An 18042-nucleotide genomic window follows, 5' to 3' on the forward strand; every position below is an offset into this window, starting at 1 on the left:
CATGGCGCTGCCCTGGACTCTGCACGGCGACGGCAAGCACGTCCCGACCCACGCGATCGTCGGCCCCGGAGAACGGCTCACCTGGCCGCGGACCATCGGCCTCGGCATGCAGCACGTCGTCGCGATGTTCGGCGCCACGTTCCTCGTCCCCGTGCTGACCGGGTTCCCGCCCACCACGACGCTGTTCTTCTCGGGCGTCGGCACCATCCTGTTCCTCGTCATCACCAAGAACCGCGTGCCGAGCTACCTCGGCTCCTCGTTCGCCTTCATCGCCCCCATCTCCGCCGCGGTCGCGAGCCAGGGCATGGGCAGCGCCCTCTTCGGCATCCTCGCGGTGGGGCTCCTCCTGGCGCTCGTCGGCGTCATCGTGCAGGTCACGGGCACCGGGTGGATCGATGCGCTCATGCCGCCGGTCGTCGCCGGTGCCATCGTCGCGCTCATCGGGTTCAACCTCGCCCCCGCCGCGAAGAACAACTTCGTGGCGGCTCCGATCACCGCCCTCGTGACGCTCGCGGCCGTCATCCTGTCGACCGTCGTCTTCCGCGGGATCCTCGGCCGACTGTCGATCGTCATCGGTGTCGTGGTCGGGTACATCGTCGCGGCGATCCGTCAGGAGATCGACTTCTCGAAGATCGCGGACGCCGCGTGGGTCGGCCTCCCCGAGTTCCACCTCGCGGACAACCCGATCTCGAACCCGGCGGTCTGGGCGGTCCTCCCGGCGTTCCTCCCCGTCGTGCTCGTCCTCATCGCCGAGAACGTCGGCCACATCCGTGGCGTCGCGCAGATGACCGACGCCTCGGTCAACAAGCAGACCGGTCGCGCGCTCCTGTCCGACGGCCTGGCGACGATGCTGGCCGGCTTCGGCGGCGGTTCGGGCACGACGACCTACGGCGAGAACATCGGCGTCATGGCGGCGACGCGGGTCTACTCCACGGCGGCCTACTGGGTCGCCGGTCTGTTCGCGGTCCTCCTCGGCCTCTCCCCCAAGGTCGGTGCGGTCATCAACACCATCCCGGCGGGCGTCCTCGGCGGCGTCACGACGGCCCTGTACGGACTCATCGGGATCATCGGCGTGAAGATCTGGCTCGACAACAAGGTCGACTTCTCGAAGCCCGTCAACCAGTTCACCGCGGCGACGGCGCTCATCATCGGCATCGCGGACTTCACCTGGGTGGCGGGTGGCGACGTCAGCTTCAACGGGATCGCGCTCGGCACGATCGCCGCGATCGTCATCTACCACGTGATGACGACCATCGGCCGCTGGCGGAAGACCGCCTGACCCGTCCGGTGCGGGTGCGCCAGCGCGGTGCGCTGGCGTCAGCGCGGGTCGTACGCGTGAGCGCGGGTCTCTCGAGCCCCGCGCTCACGTGTGTGACGCGCGGTCACGCCGGGTAGGTGCGGTTCGCGTCAGCGCACCGCGCTGGCGCCCCCACACGGATCGGTCCCGGACCGGTGGCCCGCGCTCGCGTCAGCGCGGTGCGCCGGCGGATCCGAGGGGTCAGCCCTGGTGGAAGAACGGCACGATCAGGTAGATGCCGAAGAGGACCGCCGCCGCACACAGGGCGAAGCAGGCGTAGGCGCCGGCGCGGGCCAGGTTCTGCTGCGCCGGAGTCAACGGGTTCTTCCGAGCGGCCTTCGCGGCCCGCTTCGCCGCCTTCGCGGCCTCCTCCGGCGTGATGACCGTGATCGCGTCGGTGAACTCGGCCGGCGCCACCACGGGCACGCGCCCGGCGGTGGTCAGGAGCCGGAGCCCGAGGGAGTAGAGACTGACGATCGCGGTCGCACCGACGAGCGACGTCGCGAAGACGATTAGGAATGCTGCCCAGTCGATCACTTCTTCACCTTCTTGGGCTTGGGGTTGCGCTTGATCTTGACCGCACGACCGGAGTCGGCGACCTCGCTGACGACGTTGCTGTGGTCGACCTGGTTCCGGCGCGAGATCAGGAAGATGGTGAGGATGACACCGACCCCCACCACGGCGTCGATGATGATGCCGACAAGACCGAGGTGGGCGACGGCGGCGGCGAGTGCCCCGACGATGCCGGCCGCGGGCAGGGTCATCAACCAGCCGAGGGCGATGCGCCCGGCGGTCCCCCAGCGGACCTTCGATCCGCGCCGCCCGAGACCGGAGCCGATGACGGATCCGGAGGCGACCTGCGTGGTGGAGAGGGCGAAGCCGAGGTGGCTCGACGCGAGGATCGTCGCGGCGGTGCTCGTCTCGGCCGCGAAGCCCTGCGCCGGCTTGACGTCGGTGAGTCCCGTGCCGATGGTCTTGATGATCCGCCAGCCGCCCATGTAGGTGCCGAGCGCGATGGCGAGGGCACAGACGACGATGACCCAGAGCTCGGGGCCGGTCCCGACCGCCTGCACGCCGACCGCGATGAAGGTGAGCGTGATGACACCCATGGTCTTCTGTGCGTCGTTCGTACCGTGCGCGAGGGCGACGAGGGACGAGGAGAAGATCTGCGCGTACCGGAACCCGTCGCGACCGTCGGGCTTGCCGTCGTAGCGGCGCGTGATCCGATAGGCGAGCTTCGTCGCCGAGTAGGCGACCAGCCCCGCCGTGACGGGGGCGATCAACGCCGGGAGGATGACCTTGGAGAGGACGACACCGAAGTCGATCGAGCCGAAGCCGGCGCCGACGATCGCCGCGCCGATGAGCCCGCCGAACAGTGCGTGGCTGGACGACGACGGCAGACCGAGGAGCCAGGTCAGCATGTTCCAGACGATCGCGCCGATGAGCCCGGCGAAGATCAGCTCCGGTCCGATCCGGATGCCGCCCTCGCCCTCTCGGATGAGCCCGCCCGAGATGGTCTTCGCGACCTCCGTGGACAGGAACGCACCGACGAGGTTGAGGATCGCGGCGAGCAGGACGGCGGTCTTCGGCTTGAGGGCGCCCGTGGCGATCGGGGTCGCCATGGCGTTCGCCGTGTCGTGGAACCCGTTCGTGAAGTCGAAGAACAGTGCCAGTGCGATGACCAGCACGACAGTCAGGGTAACGAGTTCCACTGGTGTCTTTCTCGAGGCGGAGCGAATACGGACACAGTGCTCCCCGACGAGATGTTTGGGGGGAATTCACGTGCTGGATACGGGCGGTTCACCCGCCGTACATGATCCTTACACCCTGCCCGGTCGAGGTCAACTCGACGCCGATCAGCGCCCGCCGCCGCCTCCGCCGCCTCCGCCGCCGCCCGCGAAGCCGCCGCCGGTCGAGCCGCCGGATGAGCTCGCTCCCCCACTGGTCGACCAGGACGCCGACGTACTCGACGCCGATCCGGAGAAGCCGGAGAACGCGTTCGCGAACATCGCCGCCTGGAACGGGGTGTTCGAGGCGTACCACGACGGCGCACTCCCGGCCTGCTCGTAGCGGATGCCGAGTTCCTTCGCCCACTCGCGCTCCACGCCCCAGAGCACGGCGAAGGGCAGGAGCCGTTCGGTGACCCGGACGAGCTGGCCGGGGTCGCCGAGGTCCACCCGTTCGGCACCGTCGGGGCTCTGCAACATGCGGAAGCGGTCCTGCTCCGCCAGCGCGAGGTAGTCGCGGAGGCCGAGCAACTCGTCCCGCGCATCGGCACCGGTGGCGGTGAGCGGTTTCGGTGCGATGGCCAACACGATCCCGGCGAGCAGCGCGATCCCGGTCACGAAGAGCGCGGCGACCGACCAGCCGTTGTCCGCTCGCTGGGAGTAGGCGACCCCGAAGAGGACGATCCCGGCGACGCCCAGGACGGCGAGCGCCCCCACGATGATCCACGCCCGCCCGGAGGAGACCGAGCGTCGGAGGCCGAGGTCGAGGGCGTTCCGCTTGGCGGCCGCGAGTTCCGCGGTGACCGCCTTGCCGAGCGCCGGGTCGACCTCCTTCATCTCCCGCGGTCGGTTCCGGTCGGGGAAGAGCGCGGCGAGCACGCGCCGTTCCTGCTCATCCGTCGCGCTGTCGTCGAGGTACTGCAGGGAATAGTCCTTCTTGCCCGGTCCGTCCACGATCCGGAGCTTGCCGCGGACGGCGAGGCTGACGATCTCGGCGGCCATCGACGAGGCGGCGCGACCGGCGAGGTCGCCCGCCAGCAGGAGGTTCATCTGCTTCGGGGCGGAGTACTGCGGCACGATAACGCCACGACCAGGGTGGTCCCGCCAGAAGCGCAGTCGGATCCACAGGAGTGCTCCGAGCCCCGCGGCCGACAGCGCGCCGAGGACGATCGGGACGATGGAGAAGACCGGTGCCTCGCCGGGGCGGGCCGGTTGGACGAACGTGCCCGGTTCGAACCCGATCGCGACCGTCAGCGTCTGGCGGGCCTGCAACGGGACGGAGGAGGTCGTGAAGACGTCTCCGTCGGCGTCCTCCGCTTGGGAGAGGTCGCACGGCGAGCTGTCGTCCGGATCCCCGCGGTAGCAGGCGCCGTCACCGGTGAGCGTGTCGGCGATGTCGGGCGCGACCCGCACCGTCATGCTGGCGTCGGCGAACGGCTGGTCCCAGCCGGTCCCGGGCGCGTCCCAGTAGAACTCGTCGGAGCGTGTGTCGCGATAGGCGCCGACGACGCCGCGCTGCGTGTAGGTGATGATGTAGCTCTGCGTGCCGCGCACGTAGTCGTCCGTCCCGAGCGACAGCTCGAGGAAGTCACCGTCGCGGTCGGTCTCCCACTCCACGGGCGCACCGTCGGCGTCGGTCACCGAGACGATCTCCGTGTGCAGTGGTGCCCGGTCGAACTCGTCCGGGATCGCTCGGATGATGCCCTTGTTCTGGTCGGAGTCGGGGAACTCCGCGACGAAGGTCTCGACCGCGCGCAGCTCGGCTTGACCGTCGCCGCCACGACTCAGGGTGTAGTCGCCGTCGAAGGACGCGAAGGTGAAGTCGGACACGTCGGTCCGAGCGTCGGCCGCGGCGGGCTGCGTGCTCGCCAGGGTCGCGACGAGCGGTGCACCCACCCCCAGGGCCAGGGCGACGAGAAGCACCCGCGAGGAGCGGGCACGGACCGGGGACAGGCGACGACGTCTGGGCTTCACCCGGCCAAGTCTAGGAGGGGTGCCGGCGGGCGCGCGGACGCGCCCGCCGGGACTCACATCTCCTCGTGGGTGTTGGGGTCTCCGTCGAAGAGCCTGCCGTCGGTCCGCCCGAGTGCGGTGATCGCCTGCACCTCGGTGTCGCTGAGCTCGAAGCCGAAGACGTCGATGTTCGTGCGCTGGCGTTCCGGGGAGGCGGACTTCGGGATCGGGAGCACGCTGCGCTGGTGGTGCCAGCGCAGGACGACCTGTGCCGGTGAGACGTCGTGCGCCGCGGCGGCCGCTGCGACGGGTTCCTCGGCGAACGGCGCCTGTGCCTTGCCGAGCGGGCTCCACGCCTCGGTGACGACACCGTGCTCGCGGTGGAAGGCGAGGAGTTCCTCCTGCGGGAAGTACGGGTGCAGCTCGACCTGGTTGACGGCCGGCAGCACACCCGTCTCGTCGGCGAGGCGGGTCAGGAACTCCTCGGTGAAGTTCGAGACGCCGATGCTGCGGACGAGGCCCTCGCGCTGCAGCTGGATCATGGCCTTCCACGACTCGACGAAGCGGCCGACGGAGGGGTTCGGCCAGTGGATGAGGTACAGGTCGATGTGGTCGAGGCCGAGCGAGGCCAGGGATCCGCGGCACGAGGTGATGGTCTCCTCGTAGCCGTGGTCGCGGCCGGGCAGCTTCGTCGCGACGACGAGTTCGTCACGCGGGACGTCGGTCTCGCGGACCGCGGCGCCGACGGCGTCCTCGTTGCGGTAGTTCACGGCGGTGTCGATCAGTCGGTAGCCCGCGTCGATGGCGGACAGCATGGCGTCGGTGCCCTCGCGGCCTCGCAGGGGGTACGTGCCGAAACCGATCGCGGGGACGCTCGAACCGTCGTTGAGCGCGAATGTTGGGATGGTCGTCATCACCCCACGCTAGACCCGGCGGCCCTCGGATGGCTCCGAGCGGGCTGGGAGGGCGCGCCTCGACTAGCGTTGGACCATGGCGAAGCTCTCTGCCCCCCGTGCCCAGACCCGACCGACCGAACGCACCCATCACGGCGACACCGTGGTGGACCCGTACGAGTGGCTCCGTGAGAAGGAGTCACCGGAGGTGATCGCGCACCTGGAGGCGGAGAACGCCTACACCGAGCAGGAGACGGCCCATCTGGCCGGACTGCGCGAGCGCATCTTCCAGGAGATCAAGGGACGCACGCTCGAGACCGACCTCTCGGTCCCGACCCGTTCCGGTGCGTGGTGGTACTACGGGCGCAGTGTCGAAGGCCGCCAGTACGGCATCCAGTGCCGCATCCCGGTCGCCGACCCGGACGACTGGACGCCGCCGACCCTGCCCGAGGGCGGCGCGGCGCCCGGCGAGCAGATCATCCTCGACGCCAACGTCGAGGCGGAGGGCCACGAGTTCTTCTCCCTCGGCAGCTTCGACGTGTCGGACGACGGCACGCGACTGCTCTACGGCGTCGACGTCGAAGGCGACGAGCGGTACACCGTCCGTGTCCGGGACCTCGCGAGTGGCGTCGACCTCGACGACGAGCTCCTCGGGACCGCGGGCGGGGCGGAGTTCTCCCCCGACGGCACCGCCATCGTCTACACGACGGTCGACGAGAGCTGGCGCCCCGACACCGTGCACCTGCACCGGGTGGGGACGTCCCAGGACGACGACACGGTCCTCTTCCACGAGCCCGACGAGCGGTTCTGGGTCGGCGCCGGATTCACCCGCAGCCGCGCGCTGCTCCTGATCGAGGCCGGCTCGTCGGTCACGAGCGAGACCCGACTCGTCCCCGCCGACGCACTGTCCGATGAGGCGCGGATCGTCTGGCCGCGGACCGACGGCGTCGAGTACAGCGTCGAACACCGGGTGGCCGACGGCGCAGACCGGTTGCTCATCCTGCACAACCGGGACGCGCCGGACTTCGAGCTCGTCGAGGTGCCACTCTCGGATCCGCTCGGCACGGCGCGGGTCGTCGTCGCGCACAGCAGCGAGCGCCGGCTCGAGGACGTCGAGGCGTTCGAGGCCGTGACCACCGTCTCCTATCGGCGCGACAGCCTCACGCGTATCGGCCTGCTCGACCCGACGAGTGGCGACATCGACGAGATCGCCTTCGACGAACCGCTGTCCACCGTGGGCTGGCACGGCAACAACGAGTGGGCTCAACCGATGCTCCGGTTCGGATACGGGTCCCTCGTGACGCCGTCGACGGTGCTCGAACTCGACGTCCGGTCCGGCGAACGCTTCGTGCGCAAGCAGCAGCCGGTCCTCGGCGACTACGACCCGGCGGATTACGAGCAGTTCCGGGAGTGGGCGACGGCCGTGGACGGGACCCGCGTGCCGATCTCCATCGTGCGCCGGGTCGGTGTCCAGGGGCCCGGGCCGCTCCACCTCTACGGGTACGGCTCGTACGAGGCCAGCATGGACCCGTCCTTCTCGATCGCGCGGCTGTCGATGCTCGACCGCGGCGTGACCTTCGCGATCGCCCATGTGCGCGGCGGCGGCGAACTCGGGCGCCACTGGTACGAGGACGGCAAGAAGCTCCACAAGCAGAACAGCTTCAGCGACTTCGTCGACGTGGCCGACCACCTCATCCGCGAGGGCTGGACGACGCCTGCCCGGCTCGTCGCCGAGGGCGGCAGCGCCGGTGGCCTCCTCATGGGCGCCGTGGCGAACCGTGCGCCGGACCGCTTCGCGGGCATCCTCGCCGGCGTCCCGTTCGTCGACGCGCTGACGAGCATCCTCGACCCGTCGCTCCCCCTGACGGTCATCGAATGGGACGAGTGGGGCGATCCGCTCCACGACCCCGAGGTCTACGCGTACATGAAGGCGTACAGCCCCTACGAGAACGTCGACCCGGCGAAGCGCTACCCGCGCATCCTCGCGACGACGAGCCTCAACGACACCCGCGTCCTGTACGTGGAACCCGCGAAGTGGGTGGCCCGTCTGCGGGACGCCGGAGCACCGGCACTGATGAAGATCGAGATGAGCGCCGGGCACGGCGGGGTGAGCGGCCGCTACAACGCGTGGCGTGAGCGCGCCGAGGAGCTCGCCTGGCTGCTCGATGTGCTCGAACTCACGGACACCGATCCGGCCTGATCGGAAGCGACGACGCCCCTGCTCCGTCCGGAGCAGGGGCGTCGTCGGTGCGGCGGGCGTCTAGCCGAAGAGGATCGCCGCTTCGTCGTAGCGCTCCTGCGGCACGGTCTTCAGCTTGCCGAGCGCCTCTTCGAAGCGGCAGTTGACGAGTTCGGTGCCGCGGAGTGCGATCATCGTGCCCCAGTCGCCGGCCATGACGGAGTCGATGGCGGCCATACCGAGGCGGGTGGCGAGCACGCGGTCGTAGGCGCTCGGGACGCCACCGCGCTGCAGGTGGCCGAGCACGGTCGCGCGGGACTCGATGCCCGTGCGGCGCTCGATCTCGGGTGCGAGCACGTCGGCGATGCCGCCGAGACGGGGACGGTTGAACGCGTCGAGTCCCTTCTCGGAGTGCGCGGTCTCCATGGTGTCGAGCGTGAAGCCCTCGGACACGACGATGATCGGGGCGCGACCGCGCTGGTAGACGCTGTCCGCCCACTCGCAGATCTGCTCGATCGACTGCGGCTGTTCCGGGATGAGGATGGCGTGGGCACCCGCCGCCATACCGGCGTGCAGGGCGATCCAGCCGACGTGCCGGCCCATGACCTCGATGACCATGCACCGCTTGTGGGACTCGCCCGTCGTCCGGAGGCGGTCGATGGCCTCGGTCGCGATCTCGACGGCGGTGTCGAAGCCGAAGGAGTAGTCGGTGGCGTCGAGGTCGTTGTCGATCGTCTTCGGGACGCCGACGATCTTGAGGCCGGCGTCGGTGAGCCGCTTCGCAGCGGCGAGCGTGCCCTCTCCGCCGATGGCGATGAGCGCGTCGATGCCGAGCCGGTCCATGGTGTGCTGGACGTTCTCCGGGCCGCCGTGCGGTCCTTCGAACGGGTTGGTGCGGCTCGTGCCGAGGATGGTGCCACCCTGCTTGGCGAGACCACGCACGCTGTGGCGGTCGAGCGGCATCGTCAGGCCCTCGACGACTCCTCGCCAGCCGTCGCGGATGCCGATGAACTCCTGGTTGTGGATCTTCGTCCCCTTGAGGACCGCTCCTCGGATGACCGCGTTCAGGCCGGGGCAGTCGCCGCCGCTCGTGAGCACACCAATTCTCATATCAACAGTCCTCATGGGGATCGGGGCACCTCAGGTGCCGGGAGTCATCCCCGACAATACCGTCTCGCCGACGGTGCTTCATCCGGCGTGGGCGGTCCTCCGGCCCAGAGGGTCGGTGCCTCGTCCACCGGGGTTAGGCTGCTGGGATGAGTGCCGACGACTACCTGCCCGCCGATGGCGGCATCACGATGTTCTCCACGACCTGGTGCGGGTACTGCGCCCGACTGAAGCACCAGCTGTCCGCAGCCGGCATCCCGTTCACCGAGGTCGACATCGAGCAGGTCCCGGGGACCGCCGACCTCGTCGCCTCGCTGAACGGCGGCAACCAGACGGTCCCGACGGTGATCTTCCCCGACCGCTCGACCGCGACGAACCCGTCGCTCGCGCAGGTGAAGGCGGCACTCGGCGTCTGACGCGCCGCCGACGTCCGGCCGGGCGACCCGTGGTCACCCGGCCGGACGAACCGGACGTCAGGCGCCCAGCGCCTCGCGGAGGAGGTGGACGAGGGCGTTCAGCTGCACCGAGTCGACCGACGCGACGTCCTGGTCGCTGCCGTCGAGCGCGCGAGCGGCCAGGCCCTGCTTGCTGTCGATGAGTTCCGCGACCTTCGCGTCGATCGTGTGCGCGGCGATGATCCGCCAGGCGGTGACCGGCTCCTCCTGACCGATGCGGTGCACGCGGTCGATCGCCTGGGTCTGCTCGGCGGCCGTCCAGGACAACTCGGCTAGCACGACGTTGGACGCGGCCTGCAGGTTGACCCCGACGCCGGCGGCGGTGAGCGAACAGACCGCGACCGCGACCTCCGGATCGGTGTTGAACGCGTCGATCGCGGCCTGACGCGCCTGCGCGGTCTGGTCGCCGCGGAGCGACACCGTCTTCAAGCCGCGACCCGCGAACAACTGCTCGGCCGCGTTCATGACGTCGATGTGCTTCGCGAAGAACACGACCTTGCCCACGGACCTCGCGAGCTGCGCCGTGTAGTCGGCGGCGAGGACGGCCTTGGCCTGACCGATCTTGCGGATCATGGTGAACACGTTCTCCGTGCCACCGGCGGCCTTGGACTCGTCGAGCTCGGCCTGGGCGACCATGCGCATGAGGTCGGTGTTCGGCTCGTGCAGCGCGTCGACGCGCTCACCACGCGACTCCAGGACCCGCACGTAGCGGGACTTGAGCCGTTGCCCGAGCTCGGCCTCCGCGTCGCGGATGGACCGGATCGCCTCGTCGTCGAGCTCGACCGGGAGGTCGGCGACGCGCTTGGCGGGCAGGTCCTTGGCGACGTCGAGCTTCTTGCGGCGCACGATGCCCATGTCGATGACGGCGGACCGCGCGGCGGCGTAGAAGGCGTGCTCGGCCGGGGTCAGGCCGGTGTCCTCGAGCCGCTCCATGAGTTCGGCGGTCGGCTTGCCGTCCTTGATCCAGCCGAGGAACTGCCAGATGGCGTTGAAGTCCTCGACGTCGTTGATCAGCGGCGTACCCGTCAGCGCGAGCAGCAGCGGGTCCTGGCCGGGCGTCGCTTTCCGGATCCGGTTCGCGAGTGACAGCACGTGCTGCGAGCGCTGGGAGTGGAGGTTCTTGATGAAGTGCGCCTCGTCGACCACCATGCCGCGGAAGCCGAGCGTCCCGAGCCAGGCGAGGTGGCGGTCGAGGACCTCGTAGTTCACGATGATGACGTCGGCGAAGGCGTCGAGCGCCTGGCCGTCGCCGTGGATGACCGTGGCGCGTCGGTGCGGCGTCCAGCGCTCGACCTCGCGCGCCCAGTTCATCTTGACGACGTTCGGGACGATGACGAGGAGTGGGTACGCCTCGGCGACCGAGGCGGCGAGGACCGACTGCGCGGTCTTGCCGAGGCCCGGCTCGTCGGCGAGCAGGAAGGAACGGTGTCCTTCACGGACGCTCTCGACGAAGCGCGCCTGGTGCTTCATGACCTCGAGGCCGCGCGGCGAGAGCCGGTCGAGCTTCGGGGCCTCGGGCAGGTCCATCGAGGCCGCTCCCCCGCCGGAACCGAGCTCGAACGCCTTGTACAGGGGGCCCATGAGCTCCCAGCTGTCGAGTCGTCGACGCACGGTCGGCTGCGGTGCCGCCTGGCTGAAGTCCGGGGCGAGGAACGGATTGGCCAACTGACGTGCCTTGACCGACTGCGGGATGACCTGCTTCTCGGCGAGCTCGGCCGGGACGACGGATTCCACGACGGGCTTCTCGACGGTGATGATGAGTTCGTCGGCGCTGAGTTCGGCGCCCGACTCGAGGAGCCAGTCGCGCCGGAGCCGCTGCGCGACGGGGCTCGTCGCGGCGTCGGCCTCGAGGAGCTGGATGAGCGAGGTGTCGCGCGCCGCCGTCTTGGCGAGGATGGTCGCCACACCGTCGAGACGCTTCAGGAGCTCGGCCCGCGTGGCGTCGCTGTAGCTCGTGTCGGCCTTGACCCTGGCACGTTCCTCGCGGACGAGGAAGGCGATGACCTGGTACTTGGTCCGGTTGGTTGGCCCGACCTTGCCCTTCTGCGCCTTCGCCTCGACCTCGCGCACCTTGCGGGCGAGGATGGGGATGATCGGCGCGTCGTCGTCGTGACGCGACGAGGACCCTCTGGGGTTCGAGCGGCCAGATGAACGGGTGCTGGAACGCCCCTGGGAACGGCGTTGCTGGCCGGTGTGCGGCATGCTCCTCCTGAGCAGTCGAAGAGCCTCATCGGCCGAGGGGCCGGAAGAGACGGGCGCCGGGCCCGACTGGTCGTCGTGGAGCAACAGAGCGTTGCACGAGACCGACACGGGCGCCCGACGGGCGTGTGCCCAGTCTACGCCATCGGCCGCATCGGTCGCGAGCGCTCAGTCCGGCGCGCTGTCGACGAGTCCGAACCGCTCGAGTTCGGCGTCGTCGAGCATGCGCGAGCGGATGAGGAAGCGCTGCCCCGTCGGGGCCTCGACACTGAACCCGCTGCCGCGCCCTTGCACCACGTCGATCGTCAGGTGCGTGTACTTCCAGTACTCGAACTGGGAACGCGACATGTAGACCTCGACGGGCGCGTCGAGCCCGGGCACGTCGAGCGTGTCGAGCAGGACGTCGACCGCGCCCGTGCGGAACATCCCGACGGGGTAGCACATGGGCGAACTCCCGTCGCAGCAGCCGCCGGACTGATGGAACATGAGCGGTCCGTGCAGCGCGGTCATCTCACGCACCAGTGCGGCCGCAGCGTCGGTGACGTCGACCCGTCCGGTCATGGTGTCCTCCTTCGTCGTGTCGTGGATCCGGCCCTGCCCCTCCGCCGGTCCCTGAGCCTGTCGAAGGGCGCCCTTCGACAGGCTCAGGGACCGGATGGGGACTCAGGGACCGGATGGGGGCTCAGGGACCGGGGATGTCGATCAGAAGAAGCCCATCGGCCCCTCCGCGTAGCTCACGAGCAGGTTCTTCGTCTGCTGGTAGTGGTCGAGCATCATCTTGTGGTTCTCCCGGCCGATGCCCGACTGCTTGTACCCGCCGAACGCCGCGTGCGCCGGGTACTGGTGGTAGGTGTTCGACCAGACGCGTCCCGCCTCGATGGCCCGCCCGGCCCGGTACAGCGTCGTCGCCTCACGGCTCCACACACCGGCGCCGAGGCCGTAGAGGGTGTCGTTCGCGATGGAGATCGCCTCGTCGTAGTCGGCGAAGCTCGTGAGCGCGAGCACGGGCCCGAAGATCTCCTCCTGGAAGATCCGCATGTCGTTCGTCCCCTCGAAGACGGTCGGCTGGACGTAGAACCCGCCGCTCAACTCACCGCCGAGGTCGGCGCGCTCGCCGCCGATGAGCAGCTTCGCGCCGCCCTGCTTGCCGATGTCCATGTAGGAGAGGATCTTCTCGAGCTGGTCGTTCGACGCCTGGGCACCGATCATCGTGTCCGTGTCGAGCGGATTACCCTGCTTGATCTTGCCGATGCGGGCCAGCGCGTCGCCCACGAAGCCGTCGTAGATGGAACGCTGGACGAGCGCCCGACTCGGGCAGGTGCAGACCTCGCCCTGGTTCAGGGCGAACATCGTGAAGCCCTCCTGCGCCTTCTCGTAGTACTGGTCGTGCTCGCGCGCCACGTCCTCGAAGAACACGTTCGGGCTCTTGCCGCCGAGCTCCAGCGTCACCGGGATGAGGTTCTCGCTCGCGTACTGCATGATCAGGCGACCGGTCGTGGTCTCACCGGTGAACGCGATCTTCCGGATCCGCGGGTGGGAGGCCAGCGGGGCGCCGGCCTCGATGCCGAAGCCGTTGACGACGTTGAGCACCCCGGCCGGCAGCAGGTCCTTCACGAGGTCGACGATGAGGTGGATCGACGCCGGGGTCTGCTCGGCCGGCTTCAGCACGACGCAGTTGCCTGCTGCGAGCGCCGGTGCGAGCTTCCACACGGCCATGAGGATCGGGAAGTTCCAGGGGATGATCTGTCCGACGACGCCGAGCGGTTCGTGGAAGTGGTAGGCGACCGTGTCATGGTCGAGTTCCGAGATGCCGCCCTCCTGCGCACGGATCGCCCCGGCGAAGTACCGGAAGTGGTCGATCGCCAAGGGGATGTCGGCGGCCAGGGTCTCGCGGACCGGCTTGCCGTTCTCCCAACTCTCGGCGACGGCGATCTCCTCGAGGTGCTCCTCCATGCGGTCGGCGATGCGATTGAGGATCACCGCGCGCTCGGCGACGCTCGTCTTCGACCAGGCGGGGAACGCTTTCCATCCCGCCTCGACCGCTCGGTCCACGTCGGCCGCGGTGCCTCGGGCGATCTCGGTGAACACGGCTCCGGTGACCGGGGTCTGGTTCTCGAAGTACTGACCGTTCGCGGGCGGGACGTACTCGCCCCCGATGAAGTGGTCGTAGCGGGGGGCGTAGCTGAACACGGCACCTTCGGTACCCGGGTTGGCGTAGACGGTCATGTCACTCCTTGTCGACGACGTTGTCGGTGTCGCACCGCTCAGGTGCGTGCCGTCGACGCTAGTCGGCCGGAGGTTGCAGGAGGTTGCGTCGAGGACCGCGGACCGGATCGGCCGTCAGGACGCCGAGAGGTCGGCGTCGATCGCCTCGATGCGAGCGACGAGGCCAGCACGCTTCGGTGACCGCGGCGGCAGCAGTCGGAGGCAGGCGTGCAGGACCTCGACGTCGTCGGGCGCGGCCGCGGTCCGGATGTAGTCGTGCAGCAGGTCCGCCGAGGCGTCGGTCAGCATCGCCTCGCGGAGGCGCGTCGCGACCCGGTCGCGGAGGTCGATGACACCGGGGGCGGTGGAGTCCGGCAGGAGCGGACCCGGGTACGCGGCGAGCGCTGCGCGGTGGGCGCCGCGGTCGAGGAGGGACAGCACCTGGTGGGCGTCGAGCTGGAGCGGGGTGGTGAGCCGGTACGGCCGCGAGGCCGGCACGAGTGTCGGCGCGGTCCCGCCGAGCACCTTCCGCAGCCGGACGAGCTCCGCCCGGAGGGTGACCGACGCCTCGTCCGCGTCGTAGAGCAGCCCGGCGAGCGCGTCGGCGCTGAGGCCCTGGTGGTGCCAGGCCAGCAGGGTCAGGATCTCGGCGTGCCGTCGGCTGAGTTCGGTCGGGCGGCTCGCCCCGTGTCCGACCAGCAGGCCGGTGTCACGGCCGAGCACCTGCAGGCCGGGCCGCACCGTGGTCGTCCGGCGGGGTGTGTCCGTGCGTGGGCGACCGGCGAACCGACGGTCGGCGACCGCGCGCAGCCGCTGCACCATGATCTCGGACTCGACGGCGGCCGCGGTCGCCTCCATGAGCGGCAGTGCATGCGAGGCGACCGCCTGCGGGCCACCGGTGATGTCGATCACGCCGATGATCTGCCGGGTCTCGGGATCGTGCACCGGGACGGCCGTGCAACTCCACGGGTGCACGAGGCGGTTGAAGTGCTCGGCCGCGTGGATCTGGATGCCGTGGTCGAGTTCGAGCGCGGTGCCCGGTGCGCTCGTCCCCACCTCCCGCTCCGACCACCCGGCACCCTCGACGAAGAGCATGCCCTCCGCCCGTCGCCGCAGATGGCGGTCGCCGTCCACCCAGAGCAGTCTGCCCATGGCGTCGCCCACCGCGACGAGCATGCCGGAGTCGTCGTCCGCGTCGTTGACCAGCAGCTTGGTGATCACCGGGAGGACGCCGGCGAGCGGGTGTCCGAGCCGATGGTCGCGCAACTCGTCCTCGTCGAAGGCGAGCTCCGGCATGAGGTTGTCCGGGTCGAGATGACGGCCCATCGACCGTTCCCACGACTCGCGGACAAGCCGTCGGACGAGTCCGCGCTGCGCTTCGGCACGCGCCGGGGCCGCCAGCCACGGACTGGACACCTCACCACCACCCATCCACGTCGACCGGTTCTGCGGACAGTGTATCCGCCGCAGCCCGCCGGTCGACGGGTAACCTCAGGCGGCCGGACGGAACCGGCGGAGGCGCAGGCTGTTGAGCACGACGAACACGCTGGAGAACGCCATCGCCGCACCCGCGATCATCGGGTTGAGGAGGCCGAGGGCGGCGAGCGGGATCGCCGCCACGTTGTACGCGAACGCCCAGAACAGGTTGCCGCGGATGATCCCGAGCGTCCGTCGGGAGAGCCGCACGGCGTCGATCGCCGTGGCGAGGGAACCGGAGACGATGCTGAGGTCGGCTGCACCCTTGGCCGCATCCGTGCCCGTCCCCATGGCGATCCCGAGATCGGCCGTGGCGATCGCCGCGGCGTCGTTCACCCCGTCGCCGATCATCGCGACGCGGTGACCCGCCGACTGGAGCCGTTCGACGGCGGCGACCTTGTCGGAGGGGCTCGCGTCGGCGATCACCTCGGTGATCCCGACCTCGGCCGCGACCCGCGCTGCGACGGCCGCGTTGTCGCCGGTGAGGAGCACCGGTGTCATCCCCAGGGACACGGCACGTCCGATGGCGGCGCGGGCCTCCGGCTTCACGGTGTCGGCGACCTCGACGACGCCGCGGACCTCGCCGTCCCAGGCGACGACCACCACGGTGCTCGCACGCTCCGCGGCTGCAGCCAGGGCGCTCGCCGCGTCCGGCCCGATGCGGAAGCCCTGGTCCTCCGCGAAGGCGGGACGTCCGGCCAGCACGCTTCCGCCGTTGATCGTGCCGGTGACGCCGAGACCCTCGAGGCTCGCGAAGTCCGAGACCACCGGACGAGCTGCATCGCGGCGGGTCGCTTCCGCGACGATCGCCTCGGCGATGGGGTGCTCGGATGCCGCTTCGAGCGCCGCGCCGAGCGCGAGCACCTCGTCCGTCGCACCGGCCGCCCAGACCTCCCTGACGCTCATCCGCCCGGACGTGACGGTCCCCGTCTTGTCGAGCAGGATGCGGTCGATGCCGCTCGCCCGCTCGAGCGCCTCCGGTCCGGCGATGAGGATGCCGAGCTGCGCGCCACGCCCCGTCCCGACGAGGAGGGCCACCGGGGTCGCGAGTCCCAGCGCACACGGGCAGGCGATGATGAGGACGGCGACCGCGGCGGTGAACGCCGCCTCCATGGTCGAGCCGGTGAGCGCCCACACGATGGCGGTGCCGAGGGCGATCACCAGGACGACCGGGACGAACACGCTCGAGACGCGGTCGGCGAGCCGTTGGACCCGGCTCTTCCCGAGCTGCGCCGCCTCGACCGCCTGAGCCATGCGCGCCAGCTGCGTCTCGGCGCCGACGGCCGTCGCCCGCACGACGAGACTGCCGCCGCGTGCGATCGTGCCACCGATGACCCGCGAGCCTGCCGTGAGCTCGACCGGGACGGACTCCCCCGTCACGAGACTCTCGTCGACACTCGCCGCCCCCTCGACGACGATTCCGTCGGTGGCGACGGACTCGCCGGGGCGCACGAGGAAGTGGTCTCCGACGAGCAGCTGCTCGATCGGGATCCGTTCCTCGGTGCGGGTGGGCGCCATGAGGTCGGTGGGGTCCGGCGCACGGTGCCGGAGCACGGAGACCTCGGAGGCGCCCAGCGTCATGAGGTCGCGGAGTGCCTCGCCGGCGGCACGCTTCGACCGCTGCTCGATGAGGCGGCCGGCGAGCAGGAAGACGGTCACGCCGGCGGCCACCTCGAGGTACAGCGCGCTCGACGGGTCGGCGTCGGGTGCGAAGAAGGTGAACTCGTGCCGCATGCCCGTCATCCCGGCCATGCCGAAGAAGAGCGCCCAGACGGACCACAGGTACGCGGCCCCCGTCCCGAGCGTGATGAGGGTGTCCATCGTCACCGAGCCGTGCCGCAGCGTCACGAACGTCGCCCGGTGGAACGGGTACCCACCCCAGAAGACGACCGGCGTCGCGAGGGTCAGCGAGAGCCACTGCCAGTGGTCGAACTGCCAGGCGGGGATCATCGCGAGCAGCACGACGGGCAACGCCAGCACCGCACTGACGACGAGGCGGGTACGGAGCGTCGTCACGGTCGCCGAGGGGTCCGACGGCGGTCCCGACGTCGGAGTCTGCTCCCGGTTCGCCGCGGCGCGTTCGTCAGCGGGCGGACGCACCGTCGCCGTGTAGCCGGCCTTCGCGACGGCCGCGACCAGCTCGTCCGCGGTGACGGTGGAGGGCGCGGTCACCGTCGCCCGTTCGGTCGCGAGGTTGACCTGCGCCTCGACACCGTCGAGCGCGGTCAGCCGCTTCTCGACGCGTGCCACGCAACTCGCGCAGGTCATGCCCTCGATGTCGAGGTCGAGCTGGATGAGTGGAGCGCTCATCAGCGACGACCCACGAGGGTGTAGCCGGCTTCCTGGACACCGGCACCGATGGCCGCCTCGTCGGCCGATGAGGCACCCGAGACCGTGACCGTCCCCGCGTCGAGATCCACGGCGACCCCGTCGACGCCGGAGAGCGCGGAGAGCTCGGTCGTAACGGCGGACACGCAGTGCGCGCAGGTCATGCCGTCGACCCGGTAGGTGGTGGTTGCGGTGGTTTCGGACATGCGTCCTCCTCAGTGGA

The 18042-nt window shown here is 70.1% G+C and carries 14 protein-coding genes; 3 read left to right on the forward strand and 11 right to left on the reverse strand.

Annotated elements, in window-relative coordinates:
• Position 1 precedes the first annotated feature (1 nt).
• Positions 2–1279, forward strand: a complete 1278-nt coding sequence (locus tag IFR14_RS13115) for a uracil-xanthine permease family protein (RefSeq protein WP_079707128.1) — start codon at positions 2–4, stop codon at positions 1277–1279.
• Between the two features lie 219 nt (positions 1280–1498).
• Here IFR14_RS13115 and IFR14_RS13120 read toward each other — a convergent pair whose 3' ends face one another.
• The 4 genes from IFR14_RS13120 to IFR14_RS13135 all read right to left on the reverse strand — a co-directional run bounded on the left by IFR14_RS13120 (position 1499) and on the right by IFR14_RS13135 (position 5891).
• Positions 1499–1834 carry a peptidase gene (locus IFR14_RS13120; protein WP_086473906.1) on the reverse strand — a complete coding sequence of 112 codons (336 nt, stop codon included), beginning with the start codon at positions 1832–1834 and terminating at the stop codon, positions 1499–1501.
• The gene (locus IFR14_RS13125) at positions 1831–3009 is read right to left on the reverse strand and encodes an inorganic phosphate transporter (protein ID WP_079707130.1); all 1179 of its coding nucleotides are present in this window, start codon (positions 3007–3009) and stop codon (positions 1831–1833) included. The genes IFR14_RS13120 and IFR14_RS13125 overlap by 4 nt, the downstream gene beginning before the upstream one ends.
• 144 nt (positions 3010–3153) lie before the next feature.
• Entirely contained in the window at positions 3154–4998 is a 1845-nt protein-coding gene (locus tag IFR14_RS13130) for a DUF2207 family protein (RefSeq protein ID WP_191941369.1), read from the reverse strand.
• A 53-nt stretch (positions 4999–5051) separates the two neighbouring features.
• Positions 5052–5891: an aldo/keto reductase gene (locus IFR14_RS13135; RefSeq protein ID WP_191941370.1), complete on the reverse strand. Its 840-nt coding sequence runs from the start codon at positions 5889–5891 to the stop codon at positions 5052–5054.
• A gap of 76 nt (positions 5892–5967) precedes the next feature.
• Here IFR14_RS13135 and IFR14_RS13140 point away from each other — a divergent pair, with 76 nt between their 5' ends.
• On the forward strand, positions 5968–8070 hold the full coding sequence (locus IFR14_RS13140) for a S9 family peptidase (protein WP_191941371.1): 2103 nt from the start codon (positions 5968–5970) through the stop codon (positions 8068–8070).
• 60 nt (positions 8071–8130) lie between these two features.
• Here IFR14_RS13140 and IFR14_RS13145 read toward each other — a convergent pair whose 3' ends face one another.
• Positions 8131–9159 carry a 6-phosphofructokinase gene (locus IFR14_RS13145; RefSeq protein WP_064294489.1) on the reverse strand — a complete coding sequence of 343 codons (1029 nt, stop codon included), beginning with the start codon at positions 9157–9159 and terminating at the stop codon, positions 8131–8133.
• Positions 9160–9305: 146 nt separating this feature from the next.
• On the opposite strand from IFR14_RS13145, the gene IFR14_RS13150 reads away from it, so the two are divergent.
• A complete protein-coding gene (locus IFR14_RS13150; RefSeq protein ID WP_064294490.1) occupies positions 9306–9572 on the forward strand; it encodes a mycoredoxin in 267 nt (88 codons plus the stop codon).
• A 57-nt stretch (positions 9573–9629) separates the two neighbouring features.
• On the opposite strand, the gene IFR14_RS13155 is transcribed toward IFR14_RS13150, so the two are convergent.
• The 6 genes from IFR14_RS13155 to IFR14_RS13180 form a co-directional block, all read right to left on the reverse strand.
• The gene (locus IFR14_RS13155; protein ID WP_159879123.1) at positions 9630–11813 is read right to left on the reverse strand and encodes a DEAD/DEAH box helicase; all 2184 of its coding nucleotides are present in this window, start codon (positions 11811–11813) and stop codon (positions 9630–9632) included.
• 165 nt (positions 11814–11978) lie between these two features.
• Positions 11979–12371 carry a DUF779 domain-containing protein gene (locus IFR14_RS13160; protein ID WP_079707135.1) on the reverse strand — a complete coding sequence of 131 codons (393 nt, stop codon included), beginning with the start codon at positions 12369–12371 and terminating at the stop codon, positions 11979–11981.
• Positions 12372–12512: 141 nt separating this feature from the next.
• Positions 12513–14036, reverse strand: a complete 1524-nt coding sequence (gene exaC / locus IFR14_RS13165; RefSeq protein WP_137243262.1) for an acetaldehyde dehydrogenase ExaC — start codon at positions 14034–14036, stop codon at positions 12513–12515.
• A gap of 114 nt (positions 14037–14150) precedes the next feature.
• The gene (locus IFR14_RS13170) at positions 14151–15341 is read right to left on the reverse strand and encodes a GAF domain-containing protein (RefSeq protein ID WP_161578599.1); all 1191 of its coding nucleotides are present in this window, start codon (positions 15339–15341) and stop codon (positions 14151–14153) included.
• Between the two features lie 165 nt (positions 15342–15506).
• Positions 15507–17801: a heavy metal translocating P-type ATPase gene (locus IFR14_RS13175; protein ID WP_191941372.1), complete on the reverse strand. Its 2295-nt coding sequence runs from the start codon at positions 17799–17801 to the stop codon at positions 15507–15509.
• Positions 17801–18025, reverse strand: coding sequence for a heavy-metal-associated domain-containing protein (locus tag IFR14_RS13180; protein ID WP_137243265.1), 225 nt, complete (start codon positions 18023–18025; stop codon positions 17801–17803). The genes IFR14_RS13175 and IFR14_RS13180 overlap by 1 nt, the downstream gene beginning before the upstream one ends.
• Positions 18026–18042: the final 17 nt, after the last annotated feature.

Source organism: Plantibacter sp. CFBP 8775 (assembly GCF_014839505.1).
Lineage (GTDB): Bacteria > Actinomycetota > Actinomycetes > Actinomycetales > Microbacteriaceae > Plantibacter > Plantibacter auratus.

Bases quoted from the DNA above. Each gene is read 5' to 3' on its own strand.
- IFR14_RS13180 (WP_137243265.1), bottom strand. From the start codon at position 18,025: ATGTCCGAAACCACCGCAACCACCACCTACCGGGTCGACGGCATGACC.
- exaC (WP_137243262.1), bottom strand. From the start codon at position 14,036: ATGACCGTCTACGCCAACCCGGGTACCGAAGGTGCCGTGTTCAGCTAC.
- IFR14_RS13175 (WP_191941372.1), bottom strand. From the start codon at position 17,801: ATGAGCGCTCCACTCATCCAGCTCGACCTCGACATCGAGGGCATGACC.
- IFR14_RS13145 (WP_064294489.1), bottom strand. From the start codon at position 9,159: ATGAGAATTGGTGTGCTCACGAGCGGCGGCGACTGCCCCGGCCTGAAC.
- IFR14_RS13170 (WP_161578599.1), bottom strand. From the start codon at position 15,341: ATGGGCCGTCATCTCGACCCGGACAACCTCATGCCGGAGCTCGCCTTC.
- IFR14_RS13160 (WP_079707135.1), bottom strand. From the start codon at position 12,371: ATGACCGGACGGGTCGACGTCACCGACGCTGCGGCCGCACTGGTGCGT.
- IFR14_RS13140 (WP_191941371.1), top strand. From the start codon at position 5,968: ATGGCGAAGCTCTCTGCCCCCCGTGCCCAGACCCGACCGACCGAACGC.
- IFR14_RS13115 (WP_079707128.1), top strand. From the start codon at position 2: ATGGCGCTGCCCTGGACTCTGCACGGCGACGGCAAGCACGTCCCGACC.
- IFR14_RS13135 (WP_191941370.1), bottom strand. From the start codon at position 5,891: ATGACGACCATCCCAACATTCGCGCTCAACGACGGTTCGAGCGTCCCC.
- IFR14_RS13155 (WP_159879123.1), bottom strand. From the start codon at position 11,813: ATGCCGCACACCGGCCAGCAACGCCGTTCCCAGGGGCGTTCCAGCACC.
- IFR14_RS13150 (WP_064294490.1), top strand. From the start codon at position 9,306: ATGAGTGCCGACGACTACCTGCCCGCCGATGGCGGCATCACGATGTTC.